16 protein-coding genes are annotated in these 12,564 nt (G+C 28.3%); 12 read left to right on the top strand and 4 right to left on the bottom strand.

Translation table 11 applies throughout. From position 1 onward, the window contains the following. Window positions 1-40 precede the first annotated feature (40 nt). Genes hemJ through hemE form a run of 3 tightly spaced genes read right to left on the bottom strand, consistent with a single transcriptional unit; the run spans window position 41 to window position 2,492 of the window. Window positions 41-472: a protoporphyrinogen oxidase HemJ gene (hemJ, locus tag AC8IG9_RS00895; RefSeq protein ID WP_507424946.1), complete on the bottom strand. Its 432-nt coding sequence runs from the start codon at window positions 470-472 to the stop codon at window positions 41-43. Next, window positions 472-1,485 (bottom strand): ferrochelatase, encoded by a 1,014-nt coding sequence (gene hemH / locus AC8IG9_RS00890; protein ID WP_507424945.1) that lies wholly within the window; start codon window positions 1,483-1,485, stop codon window positions 472-474. The genes hemJ and hemH overlap by 1 nt, the downstream gene beginning before the upstream one ends. Beyond that, complete coding sequence (gene hemE / locus AC8IG9_RS00885; protein ID WP_507424944.1) at window positions 1,482-2,492, bottom strand: uroporphyrinogen decarboxylase; 1,011 nt, start codon at window positions 2,490-2,492, stop codon at window positions 1,482-1,484. The genes hemH and hemE overlap by 4 nt, the downstream gene beginning before the upstream one ends. A gap of 277 nt (window positions 2,493-2,769) precedes the next feature. Between hemE and AC8IG9_RS00880 the strand changes: the two genes are divergently transcribed. From AC8IG9_RS00880 to dnaQ, 5 genes are read left to right on the top strand one after another with little or no spacing between them, the layout of a single operon-like run. Beyond that, window positions 2,770-3,585 carry a pyruvate, water dikinase regulatory protein gene (locus tag AC8IG9_RS00880; RefSeq protein WP_507424943.1) on the top strand — a complete coding sequence of 272 codons (816 nt, stop codon included), beginning with the start codon at window positions 2,770-2,772 and terminating at the stop codon, window positions 3,583-3,585. Further along, window positions 3,585-4,172 carry a nucleoside triphosphate pyrophosphatase gene (locus AC8IG9_RS00875; RefSeq protein WP_507424942.1) on the top strand — a complete coding sequence of 196 codons (588 nt, stop codon included), beginning with the start codon at window positions 3,585-3,587 and terminating at the stop codon, window positions 4,170-4,172. Before AC8IG9_RS00880 ends, AC8IG9_RS00875 begins: the two co-directional genes overlap by 1 nt. Continuing rightward, window positions 4,162-4,989 carry a shikimate dehydrogenase gene (aroE, locus tag AC8IG9_RS00870; protein WP_507424941.1) on the top strand — a complete coding sequence of 276 codons (828 nt, stop codon included), beginning with the start codon at window positions 4,162-4,164 and terminating at the stop codon, window positions 4,987-4,989. The genes AC8IG9_RS00875 and aroE overlap by 11 nt, the downstream gene beginning before the upstream one ends. Beyond that, on the top strand, window positions 4,982-5,566 hold the full coding sequence (gene coaE, locus AC8IG9_RS00865; RefSeq protein ID WP_507424940.1) for a dephospho-CoA kinase: 585 nt from the start codon (window positions 4,982-4,984) through the stop codon (window positions 5,564-5,566). Before aroE ends, coaE begins: the two co-directional genes overlap by 8 nt. Then, the gene (gene dnaQ / locus AC8IG9_RS00860) at window positions 5,559-6,230 is read left to right on the top strand and encodes a DNA polymerase III subunit epsilon (RefSeq protein WP_507424939.1); all 672 of its coding nucleotides are present in this window, start codon (window positions 5,559-5,561) and stop codon (window positions 6,228-6,230) included. Before coaE ends, dnaQ begins: the two co-directional genes overlap by 8 nt. Here the strand turns inward: dnaQ and AC8IG9_RS00855 are convergent. Beyond that, window positions 6,208-6,666: a protein-export chaperone SecB gene (locus AC8IG9_RS00855; RefSeq protein ID WP_507424938.1), complete on the bottom strand. Its 459-nt coding sequence runs from the start codon at window positions 6,664-6,666 to the stop codon at window positions 6,208-6,210. The genes dnaQ and AC8IG9_RS00855 overlap by 23 nt on opposite strands. A gap of 97 nt (window positions 6,667-6,763) precedes the next feature. Here AC8IG9_RS00855 and AC8IG9_RS00850 point away from each other — a divergent pair, with 97 nt between their 5' ends. The 7 genes from AC8IG9_RS00850 (at window position 6,764) to AC8IG9_RS00820 (ending at window position 12,564) form a co-directional block, all read left to right on the top strand. Further along, entirely contained in the window at window positions 6,764-7,378 is a 615-nt protein-coding gene (locus tag AC8IG9_RS00850) for a Tim44/TimA family putative adaptor protein (RefSeq protein WP_507424937.1), read from the top strand. Further along, on the top strand, window positions 7,365-7,796 hold the full coding sequence (locus AC8IG9_RS00845) for a Smr/MutS family protein (protein WP_507424936.1): 432 nt from the start codon (window positions 7,365-7,367) through the stop codon (window positions 7,794-7,796). The genes AC8IG9_RS00850 and AC8IG9_RS00845 overlap by 14 nt, the downstream gene beginning before the upstream one ends. 70 nt (window positions 7,797-7,866) lie before the next feature. Further along, window positions 7,867-8,454, top strand: coding sequence for an imidazoleglycerol-phosphate dehydratase HisB (hisB, locus tag AC8IG9_RS00840; protein ID WP_507424935.1), 588 nt, complete (start codon window positions 7,867-7,869; stop codon window positions 8,452-8,454). A gap of 11 nt (window positions 8,455-8,465) precedes the next feature. After that, window positions 8,466-9,107 (top strand): imidazole glycerol phosphate synthase subunit HisH, encoded by a 642-nt coding sequence (hisH, locus tag AC8IG9_RS00835; protein ID WP_507424934.1) that lies wholly within the window; start codon window positions 8,466-8,468, stop codon window positions 9,105-9,107. Next, window positions 9,107-9,820, top strand: coding sequence for a 1-(5-phosphoribosyl)-5-[(5-phosphoribosylamino)methylideneamino]imidazole-4-carboxamide isomerase (gene hisA / locus AC8IG9_RS00830; RefSeq protein ID WP_507424933.1), 714 nt, complete (start codon window positions 9,107-9,109; stop codon window positions 9,818-9,820). The genes hisH and hisA overlap by 1 nt, the downstream gene beginning before the upstream one ends. Window positions 9,821-9,828: 8 nt before the next feature. Then, the gene (hisF, locus tag AC8IG9_RS00825) at window positions 9,829-10,587 is read left to right on the top strand and encodes an imidazole glycerol phosphate synthase subunit HisF (RefSeq protein WP_507424932.1); all 759 of its coding nucleotides are present in this window, start codon (window positions 9,829-9,831) and stop codon (window positions 10,585-10,587) included. Window positions 10,588-10,605: 18 nt separating this feature from the next. Beyond that, complete coding sequence (locus AC8IG9_RS00820; RefSeq protein WP_507424931.1) at window positions 10,606-12,564, top strand: O-linked N-acetylglucosamine transferase, SPINDLY family protein; 1,959 nt, start codon at window positions 10,606-10,608, stop codon at window positions 12,562-12,564.

Here is a 12,564-nt window from a genome sequence, read left to right as displayed (position 1 = left end):
TTAGGTGTGGAAAATAATATAACAGCTATTAACTTATATTTCAAGCGGGTTTAAAGATAACTAAAAAAACAATGATTATCAGTATTATAGTTGGTATTTCATTTATAAACCTAAAAAATTTTGAGCTTCTAGTATTTTTATCTAGTGCAAAATCCTTCAAACATTTAGATAAAAAACCATGATACCCGGAAAGAATAATTACAAATAAAAATTTGATCGATAACCACAAAGAAAAGATAGTATTAAATCCCAGAACCCACAAGATTGACAAGCCTGTTAACCAAGTAACAATCATCGCCGGGTTCATAATTATTTTCATTAATCTTTTTTCCATAATTTTAAAAACTTTTACAGATTCAAAATTATTATTTTCAACATGGTACACGAATAATCTAGGCAAATATAAAAGGCCGACCATCCAAGAAATGACGGCTACTACATGTAATGCTTTTAAAGTTAAATAAAGACTCATTAATTAATTAAATATTTTTTAACAATAAACTCCATCATTTTTATATGGTCATCATTGTCATTTAAGCAAGGAACGACGTCATAGTTTACACCGCCGCTTTCTAAAAAACTTTCTTTGCCCTGAATGGCCATCTCCTCTAAAGTTTCAACACAGTCCGATGAAAATCCTGGGCATATCACTAGTACATTTTTTTTTCCTTCTTTTGGTAACTTTTCTAAAGTTTTATCAGTGTAAGGTTGTAGCCATTCTTGTGGACCAAAACGCGACTGGAAAGTTGTCTCGATTGAGATCTCGTTAAATTTTTCTTTCATTAGTCTTGTCGTTTTATGACAATAACAATGGTAGGGATCTCCTTTTGTAAAATATTTTTTTGGTACGCCGTGGTAAGAAGCGATAATTAAATCTGGTTTCCATTTTATCTCTGATATTTTTTTTTTTATACTTTTAACAAGAGCGTCGATAAAAAGAGGTTCGCTCTCATAATGAGGTATTACCTGCAGGCCCGGTTGCCATCTCATGTCCATCAAGTTTCTGTAAACTTCGTCACAAACGGTTGCTGTAGTTGCGGATGCATACTGTGGGTATAAAGGAAAAATAATAATTTTTTCACAACCCTCTTTTTTTAAAAAGTCTAATTTACTTTTTAAACTTGGATTTCCATATCTCATTCCATAATCAACGATAATATTATTGCTTCCAATTTTGTTCTTTAATTTTTTTGCCTGACTATCCGTATAATACCTAAGTGGCGATTGGTTAATGTCATTCATCCAAATTTTTTTATAAGCATGAGCTGTTTTTGAGGGCCTAAAGGTTAATATAAATAAGTTTAAAATTATTTGCCAAATAATCGGGTTTAGTTCTATAACTCTCCTGTCTGATAAAAACTCTTTTAAATATTTTCTAATGTCCCACCAACCAGTGGTGTCTGGTGTGCCAAGATTGACGAGCAACACCCCTGTTTTGCCAAACTTTATCTTAGGGTGATTAATTTTTTCCAAATCAAAACTCATAAATTATAACTCCTCACAAAATCAACCAACTTCTTAACATTGTTGGGGTTTGTTTGTGGCAATATTCCGTGTCCTAAATTAAAAATATACGGCCTGTTTTTAAAAAAATCTAAATATCTCTTTGCTTCTTTGAACATTTTTTTATTACTCCCTAATAAAAACTTTGGGTTCAACCCACCTTGAAAAGTTATATTTTGGGTTAAGTCTAGTTTATTAAGATCGATATCGTGGTCGATGCTGATGCCGTTCGGTTTTACTTCTTTTATAAAATAATTAATATTTTTATTAATTCCTTTTGGAAAACAAATTACTGGGTTGTTTGGGTATTTTTTTTTTATTTTACTAACTATGTTTTTGTTTGGGTTGATACAAAACTCTTTTAGGTCTTTTTCTTTTATTAAACCTGCCCAGCTATCAAATAGTTGTATAATATCTGCTCCTGCTTGTATTTGTTTTTCACAATGTATAAAAATTAAATGTTCTAATCTTTTAATTATTTTTATTATTTCTTTTTTTTTTATTTTTTTTAAAAAATTTATATTTTTTTTTGGTGACATTTGGTTAAGCATATAGACTAATAGTGTCCAGGGTGCTCCTGCAAATCCTATTAAAGATTTTTCTTGTGGTATGTTTTTTTTTATTTTTTTTAAAATTTTGTAAACGTTGGTTAAATTATTAGTAAATTCTTTATCTTTTAAGTTGTAAAATTTATTTGAATTATATTTATGTAAAATTGGACCAATGTTTTCTTTGAATTCTACTTTTTGTCCTGTCGCATTTAATATTAATAAAATATCTGAGAAAATAATAACAGCATCTAGGTCAAATTTATTTATTGGTTGTAAAGACACGGTCATAGCGTCATTCACATTTAAACAAAATTTTATAAAATCTTTATTTTTTTTTCTTATTTTTTGATATTCTGGTAAATATCTGCCTGCTTGGCGCATAAACCAAATAGGTAAATTTTTTTCTTTATGTAAAAGACAGTTAAGCAAACTACTCATTAATAAATATTAGTTAAAATAGTAGTATTATATGGTTCTGTTAGTAATGTGTTTATGTTTTTATTAACACTTTGTTAACACTTTGTTGTTAATGAATTTTCTTTAATAACTTTGTAATTTTAACAATTATCTAAAGTTATTAACGATATTAAAAATTAAAAATAACAAGTTATTAATGTTATTAATTCAATAACAATATTTTATTAAGTGTTAATGCTTGTTAATTTTAAAACTACAAGTGTATAAACTACGTTTATAAACATTTATCCACATATCCATGAACAGAAAATATAATGTTTTTTTAGTTTCAGATTCAACCGGGGAAACACTAGATAGGATATTTTTGGCACTAAAAGCGCAATTTGAAAATTTTAATAACACTCTCCACCATTTCTCTTTTGTTAGGACTGAGGCCCAAATTAAAACATTGTTAGATAAGTGTCATAAATTAGGAAATCCAATAATTTTGTATACGTTAGTCGAGATCCCCATCACCTCTGTTTTAATAGAAGAAACAAAAAAAAATAAAATCCCCTGTTTTGGAGTATTGGATTATTTAATTCCCAAATTTGAAGAGGTTTTAAATAGAAAAGCAAATCATAAACCCAGCGGTCAACACGCCTTAAATAAAGAATATTATAAAAAAATATCAGCAATGCAGTTTAGCATCGAGCATGATGATGGGCAGAAATTAGAAACTATTTTGGAATCAGATATAATTATTTTAGGAATTAGCAGAACAAGCAAGACGCCGACTACTATCTATCTTGCGAATAAAGGCTTTAAATCCTCGAATATTCCAATGGTTCCGAACCAAAAGATACCGGAAGAAGTTTTAAAAAATAAAAAAGTAACAATAGTGGGGCTTGTGGCTGATCCAGACAGGCTTGTTGATATAAGAAAAAATAGGCTTAACACTTTAAGTGAAGATAAGCACACCTCTTATGTTGATCTAGATAAAATCAAAGATGAGCTTGAAGAAAGTAGAAAAATTTTTAAAATAAACAACATTCCAACAATTGACGTTACAAGAAAATCAGTTGAAGAAATTGCAGCCTCAATCATAAAGATATACGAAATAAAAAACAGTTAATGAAAGATATAATTTTAGCATCCGCAAGCGGGATAAGGCTAAAAATATTAAAAGATCATGGTTTTAATGTTAGAGTTATTCCGGCAGGCATAGATGAGGATGAAATAAAAAATTCATTGTTAAATGAGAGGTTCACTTCTTTTGATATTTCACGAGCTCTCGCAGAAACAAAAGCAAAAAAAATAAGCAGCAAGTTTATAAATGATATGGTTTTGGGTGCCGATCAGGTTTTGGATTTTAAAGGTAAGATATTTAACAAACCAGAGAATATGGAATCAGCCGTTAATTTAATGCAAAAGTTAAATGGAAATAGTCATTTTCTATTTAGCTCTATTTGTTTAAGTAAAAATAACGCGGTTATGTGGATGCATACTGAAAAAGTCATTTTAAAAATGAAAAAATTGTCAGATGAATTTATTAAAAACTATTTAGATAAAGTGGGTTTGGAAACAATAAAACAATATGGTGTTTACCAAATTGAGGGCCAGGGCAAAGAATTATTTGAACAAATCCAAGGAGACGAATATTCTGTTATGGGAATGCCAATTAAGCAATTAATCAATTACTATAAAATAAATGAAAAATAAAAAAAAATTTTTAGTTATTGGTAACCCAATAAAACATTCTTTATCTCCCTTTTTGCATAATTATTGGTTTAAAAAACTTAAATTAAATTGTGAGTATAAAAAATTAAAAATAAATCATACCAAGATAAAAAATATTTTAAACGAGGTAAGAAGAAAAAAAATCGAAGGTCTTAATGTAACCATACCTTTTAAAAGTAGAGTTATTAAATTTTTAAATATTCTAAAAGGTGATGCTTTAAAAACCTTATCAGTTAATACCGTTTATCTAGAAAAAAAAAAATTAGTTGGTGACAATACCGATGTTTATGGTTTCTCTTATGGAATTTTAAAACAAGTTAAAACAAAGATCAAAGTTGCAGGAATTATAGGTGCTGGAGGGGTAACCCCTTCTATAATCCTTTCTTTAATCAAAAGAGGAGTAAAAAAAATTTATATAACAAATAGAACATTTTCTAAATTAAAGCCTGTGAAAAAAAAATTCGGGAAAATTGTCCAGCCGGTTAAATGGAATGAATATCCAAAAGTTTTTGCAAAAGTGCAAATTCTTATTAATGCAACAAGTCTTGGACTGCTTGGTTATAAGGACTTAAGATTTAATTTTGATATTTTTAATAAAAAAATTAACGTTGTTGACATAGTTTATAACCCTGAAAATACAAGGTTTTTGAAGGATGCCAAAAAATATGGACATCGCACATTTACAGGTCTTGATATGTTTGTTTACCAGGCTCAAAGAGCCTTCTTTATATGGAATAAAAAAAACCCAGAAGTAAATAAAGATATTTATAAAAAATTAAGAAAGAAAATAAATGGTTAGAGTTGGAATTTTAGGATCCATTGGTTCTGGTAAATCTTTTGTCGCTAATATTTTTGGAAACTTTGGATTTAATATTTTTTCCGCAGATGCAGAAGTGGCTAAGATCTATAAAAGCAATAAAATTGTAAGCAAGAAGATTTCTAAGTATTTTAAACTAAAGCTTTATAAGAACAGAATAAGCAAAGATGATCTTAGGGAGTTTGTTAAAAAATACCCTAAAAAATTTAAGATTTTAAATAGAATTATTCACCCATTAGTTAGGAAAGAATTAATTAAATTTTTAGTAAAAAATAAAAATAAAAAATTAGTTGTTTTGGATATTCCTCTTTTAATAGAGAATAAATTAAACAAATTTGTTGATATATTTGTTTTTATCAAGACTAAACCAAAAGTTTTTAATAATAGAATCTCGAAAAGAAAGAATTTAGATGAATCGTTTTTAAAAATATTAAGAAAACAGCAGTTTAGTGAGAAGATAAAAGAAACTTATGCTAATTTTGTGGTTTTTAACAATTCTAAAAACAAAGTTAAATTGCAAATAAAAAATATTATTAATAAAATTATATTAAATGATTGAAGTTATACTTGATACTGAAACTACAGGTTTGTCTGCAGAAAAGGATAGGATAGTCGAGATCGCTTGTGTTGAGCTTAGTAATTACATTCCAACCAAAAATATTTTTCATTCTTTTATAAATCCAGGAATAAAAGTTTCGGAAGATGCTTTTAGAGTGCATGGATATTCCGATGAGTTTTTGGCAACAAAACCTAAATTTAAGGATGTGGCCCAAAATTTTATTAATTTTATAAAAAATAAAAAACTTATTATTCATAATGCTGACTTTGACCTTGGTTTCTTAAATAACGAATTTAAAAGACTAAATCTTAAGTCTATTTTAAAATCCGATATTGTAGATACACTCCAAATTGCAAGGTCAAAATTTCCCGGCGTTGGTAATAGTTTAGATGCTTTATGTAAAAGATTTAAGATTAATATTGAAGCAAGAGAAAAACATTCCGCATTATTAGACTGCCACCTACTTTCTAAAGTTTATATTGAACTGGTCGACAAAAAAGAACTTACACTTGATTTGAATTCAAATGATCAAAATTTTGATAATAAACAGAGATTAGTTGGCATAAAAGGTGATGGAATAGTTAACAAGATTTCAGAAGAACAAATGGAAGAATATAAAAAATTTTTAAAAAAAAATATTTCTAATTCTTTTGCTTTAGATTAGAAAATTGTTGCTCGTAAAGTTCTGCAAAATTAATATCTTTTTTAAATTTAAATTCTTTAAATCCTGATTTGTGGAATAAATCAGTAATAAGATCTGTCATTTTTTTTCCATATAAATCTGGAATTTCAGCAAGAATAATTCTTTTTATCTCTTCAGAGTTTAATTGAGTATCAATAATCTTAAATATAATTGCCATACATATTTCAGCATGAATTTTATCTATAATTTCTTTAGGAGCCTCAAAAAAAATTTTACAATTTAGTTCAAGCATCCCATTTTTCAATGGCTTGTTTGATATATCAATTTTTGCTTCGTATTTATCAAGATTCTGCGCGGCGTTTACAAAAGACTCTGAAGAGGGAATTTCAAAAGACAGATCTTTTATGTAGTGCGCGATGATTTGATATCTAGAATTATTTTTAATCTCTATTTCCATCTTAAAAATATAATTTTATTTTTATATTAAATATCATCTAATTCGATCTAAATTTAGATGTATTATTTTTGAACTATTTAATCTAAAATACTATTAAATGAATGATAATTTTGGATATATAGACATCGTATTATTAGCAATAGTTGCTGGTATTATTATTCTAAGACTTAGAAGCGTGCTTGGTAAAGGCGCAGAAGATAGCGCTATTAGAGCCAAACATACCTCTGTAGTCGAGGCTCAATTTGAAGATGCTCATTCAAATAAAGTTGAAGAAAATATTAATTCAAAAGAATTTAAAGAAGAGACCTTTCTAAAAGGTGCTCAAGCAGCTTACGAAATGATAGTTAATGCATTTGCAGCAGCTGACAAAACAACTTTAAAAGATTTAACTTCATCTGAAGTATTTAAAAATTTTGTTAGTGTTCTCGATGAAAGAAAAAACAAAAAATATGTTAATCAATTTACATTTATTGGCATTAAAAAAGCAAAAATAGAGAACATAGATAAAAAGGGTACTTTTTACACAGTTAAGACCAGATTCATTAGTGAGATTATATCCTGCGTCAAAGACAAAGATAATAATATTGTAGAAGGAAGCCCAGAGGAAATTCAAACAGTCAACGATGTTTGGATTTTTTCAAGAGACCTTAACTCTGAAGATCCTACTTGGCATCTAACAGAAATTGCACAGGATGTGCATGGTAAAGAATAATTCCTTCGACCCCAAAGACATTAAGGCTTGGGAAGATTTTAAAAATGAAAAATTTTTAGAAGGTGATAAAGGCGAAATTCCTAAAATTTTCAAACAGGAGAATAAAAAGAACGACCATATTGATTTTAAGATAGATCTTCATGGTTTCACTCTTGAAGAAGCTTTTAAGAAGATTCGAGTGGTTATCGAAAGTTGTTATGAAAAAGATCTGAGAAATATTTTGGTTATTACTGGGAAAGGATTAAGATCTAAAGTTAAAGAGAATCCTTATTTATCAGAAGATCTTAGCTTATTAAAATATGCTATTCCTAATTTTATAAAAGACAACTTTTTTGAAATTGTTAATTCAATAGAAGAGCCGGATCAAAACTTGGGTGGTTCAGGTGCTTTTTTATTAAGATTAAAAAAAAGATTATAAGCAGCATTTATTAAGCTACCAAAGCTAATTTATTGATAAGCTTACTTTTTCTATATATAGATTAATTGATATGAGAGTTGCAAACATTAATAGAAAAACTAAAGAAACTTCTATTGAAGCAGAAGTAAATTTGGACGGAAAAGGTCTATACAAAATAGATACTGGCATTGGTTTTTTGAATCACATGCTTGAACAATTATCAAAACATTCTTTGGTAGATATAAATTTTAAAGCAACAGGCGATTTGCATATTGATCTACACCACACAACAGAAGACTCTGGAATTGTTTTAGGAGAGGCTATTGCTAAAGCATTGGGAGATAAAAAAGGTATAAAAAGATATGCCCATGCATATATTCCAATGGACGAAACATTAACAAGAGTTTCCTTAGATATATCAAACAGACCTTATTTGGTGTGGAAAGTAAAATTAAAGGTGGAAAAACTTGGAGAAATGGACACTGAGCTTTTTAAAGAGTGGTTTCAAGCATTTTCTCAGAGTGCAGGCATTACCTTGCATATAGAAAATATTTATGGCGATAACAGTCATCACATTATTGAGTCTTGCTTTAAAGGCTTAGCAAGAGCATTGCGTATTGCATTAGAAAAAGATGCAAGAGCTTCTGACAGTTTGCCTTCAACTAAAGGAATACTTTAAAGATTTTTTAAATGTATGTATCAATCGTTGATTATGGAACTGGGAATCTTAACTCTGTTTCAAAAGCTTTAGAGGCTGCAGCCGCAAAAATTAATAAAAAATTAAATATAAAAATATCAAATAATCCAAAGGATATTTTAGATTCTGACAAAATTATATTGCCCGGACAAGGTTCGTATAGACAGTGTGTTTTGGGATTAAAAAATATATCTGGATTGTGGGACTCTATTAATGAATTCGTTTTAATTAAAAAAAAACCAATTTTTGGCATTTGTGTTGGCATGCAACTTTTTTCAGATCAGGGATTTGAAGAAGAAGTTACCCAAGGTTTTGGTTGGATTAAAGGTTCGGTAAAAAAAATACAATTAAATAATAAAGATTTAAAATTACCTCACATGGGATGGAACGAAGTTAATATTACTAAAAAAAATGATTTATTTGTAGATATAAAAAATTTATCTCATTTTTATTTTGTTCATAGCTATGCATTTGAAGCTGAAAATATTGATAATGTTGTTTGCACTACCGATTATGAAAAACCAATAACAGCTGCTCTTTTGAAAGAAAATATTTTTGGTACACAGTTTCATCCTGAAAAAAGTCAAGAAAATGGGATTAAGTTATTATCTAACTTTTTAAATTGGAATTTATAATGATAATTTTTCCTGCAATAGATCTAAGAGATGGAAAGTGCGTTAGACTTTATAAAGGTGATTTTAGTAAAACCACTATTTTTAACTCTTCCCCCTATAACCAGGCAATCGAATTTAAAAAAAAAGGTTTTACTGATTTACATCTTGTAGATCTAGATGGTGCTTTAAAAGGAAAATCTAAAAATAAAGAAGTTATTATTAAGATAATTAAAAAAACTAACTTGCAAGTTCAATTAGGAGGCGGGATCAGAACTTTAAAACAAATATCTTTTTGGATAAAAAATGGTGTTTCGACAATTGTCGTTGGAACGATGGCCATAGAAAATCCAAAAATTTTAAAGAAAGCATGTGATTTATTCCCGGGAAGAATAGCTGTTGCACTTGATGTTAGAGACAATTTTTTAGCTATTAAGGGTTGGGTTAAACAAACAAAAATAAAGGTTATGGAATTCTCAAAAAAATTAGAAAATTTTGGCGTTTCTAGAATTATTTATACAGACATTAATAGAGATGGAACAAAGACAGGTGTTAATTTTTCTCAGCTTAAAAAGATAGTATCAAAAATTAATATTCCGCTAGTAGTTTCAGGGGGAATTTCAAATATTACCGATATAAAAAAATTACTTAAAGAGGATTGTTTTGATGGTGTTATTATTGGCAAGGCTATTTACGATAAATCTATCTCTCTTAACGAGCTTAAAAAATTTATTTAATAAAAAAAATGCTTAAAAAAAGAATTATACCTTGTCTTGATGTTAAAGATGGCAGAGTTGTAAAAGGCATTAATTTTACAGATTTGAAAGATGCTGGGGATCCAGTCGAGCAAGCAAAAATATATGACAAGGGTGGAGCTGATGAAATATGTTTTTTAGATATAACGGCATCGAACGAGAATAGAAAAACTTTATTAAGCAAGGTAAGTGAAACAGCAAAAAATTGTTTTATCCCCTTAACCGTTGGAGGAGGTGTAGCCAGTATTGAAGATATCAAAAGCCTTTTACTTGCAGGAGCTGATAAGGTTTCAATTAATACTGCAGCAGTAAAAAATCATAATTTTATTAAAGAAAGCTCCATTAGATTTGGATCACAATGTATAGTTATTGCAATTGATGCAAAGAAAGTGGCCAATAATAAATGGGAAATCTTTACTCATGGAGGAAGAAACTCAACAGGTATCGATGTTATGGAATATGCAAAGATTGCAGAAAAAAATGGAGCAGGTGAAATTCTTTTAACCTCCATGGACAGAGATGGGACCAAGACAGGCTATGATTTAGAGTTAACTAGAAAGGTATCAAATTTAGTATCGATACCAATTATTGCATCTGGTGGAGTTGGTAATTTAGATCATTTATATCAAGGGTTTAATGACGGATTAGCCAGTGCGGTTTTAGCTGCATCAATTTTTCATTATGGAGAATATTCTATTTTAGAAGCTAAGCAATTTTTAGCTTCTAAAGGTATTCCAATTAGACTTTAAAAAACGTGAGAGCATAAATTGAAAGAAAATAAAGATTCAATAAAAGAAATCACAGAGTTAGCGAACAAAAAAGATTTTTTTTCATTAAAAAATAAATTATTAGCTTTTAATGAAGAACACAAAGATCATTATTATTTTAATATGCTTGGTTATGCCAACCAAGAATTAGGTGATCTCGAAGAGGCTGAGAAAAATTATACAAAATCGTTAGATTTAGATAATAATTTTTTAGAAGCTAAATTTAATTTAGGTTGTTTGCTATCTAAAAAAAAATCTTATTCAAAGGCAGAGCAAATATTTTTGGAGTTAATAAATAAAAATGCAGATGATTATTTATCTCATTATAACCTAGGGTTTATTAACTTTGAAAATGCAGAATATGACAAGGCACTAGAATTTTTTAAAAAAGCTTCAGATATCCAACCCAATTTTTATTATGCATATCATCAATTAGGCATGACATATGAAAAATTAAATAACCAAGATGAAGCAATAAAAAATTATAAAATTGCTCTTATGTTTAATAAAGACAAACTAAATATTACTCATAATAATCTTGGCGTTATTTATTTAAAATCTAAGAATCTTAAAGAGGCTTTGGAATACTTTCGAGAGGCCCTAAAATTTAATGGAGAATTATCGTCGCTATATCAAAATATAGCTATAGTATTTTCTGAATTAGGTGATGCAGTTATTAGCAAAAACTATATGCAAAAAGCTGTTGAGAATAAAAAAAGTAATCTAAAAATTTTTAGTAGGTACTTAGGAGCCTTTCCATACACTCACTATGATTTTAAGGACTATCAATTATGGACAACGGAATTTAGAAAAAATATTCAGAACTTAGATCATCAATGTAATAAAATAGATTTTTCTAAAAAGAAGCTTCGCTTGGGGCTTATTAGTGCTGATTTTAGAAATCATCCTGTAGGTTATTTTTTATTAGATCTAGTACCAAAATTAAAATTAAGTAATTTTGATGTTTATGCTTATTTAAATAATCCTTTAGAAGATAATTTGTCAGAACAAATAAAAAAAAATGTAACAAAATGGGAAAAAGTTTTTAAGTTAAATACGCAAGAAATTCTTAATCTAATAAAATTAGATAATGTAGATTTGCTTATAGACATGTCTGGTCATACCAATGATAACAATCTAGAAATATTTGCTAATAGAGCCGCACCAATTCAATTATCCTGGGCTGCTTTTTTAGCAAGCACTGGAATTAAAGAGATAGATTATATAATTGGAGATCCATACGTAACACCTCCGGATACAAAAGAATATTTTTCTGAGAAGATTATAAATTTACCTAATATTTGGTGTCATTTATCCACTTCGAATCTACCTCAAATCGATACTGTTGAAACTCCTGCAATAAAAAATGGCTATATTACATATGGATCTTTTAATAATTTAAATAAGATTACTGATGAAGTAATAAATGTATGGGCAAATATCTTAAATAATAGTCCAAATTCAAAATTAATTATTAAAAATTCTCAGTTAGATAATAGTTTTTCTAGAGATATTTTAATTCAAAAATTTAAAAAGAATAATATTAATGAAGACAGATTAATTTTGGAGGGTGACTCTTCAAGAGAAGATACTTTAAAAAAATATAATTTAATTGATATAGCTCTCGATCCATTTCCATGGAATGGAGGCACAACCAGTTTCGAACTAAGCTGGATGTGCGTTCCTCTTTTAACGCTTAGTAGCGATAGATTTGTTGCCCGTTGTGGAGAAAGTATAAATAAAAATTTACATATGAATGACTGGATAGCCTATAACACCAAAGATTACATTTCAAAGGTACTAAAATATTCTAACAACTTTAATTTATTAAATGATGCAAGGTCACACTTGAGAGCTTCATCCAGAAAATCAGTATTGTTTGACTCGACTACCTTTTCGAAAGATTTAATAGATTGTTTGAATAAAATTGTAGATTTTTATAAAAAAGAAAATAATTAA

Source organism: Candidatus Allofontibacter sp., assembly GCF_040404065.1.
Classification (GTDB): Bacteria; Pseudomonadota; Alphaproteobacteria; order Pelagibacterales; family Pelagibacteraceae; genus Fontibacterium.
This window is presented reverse-complemented; position numbering and strand designations above follow the sequence as displayed.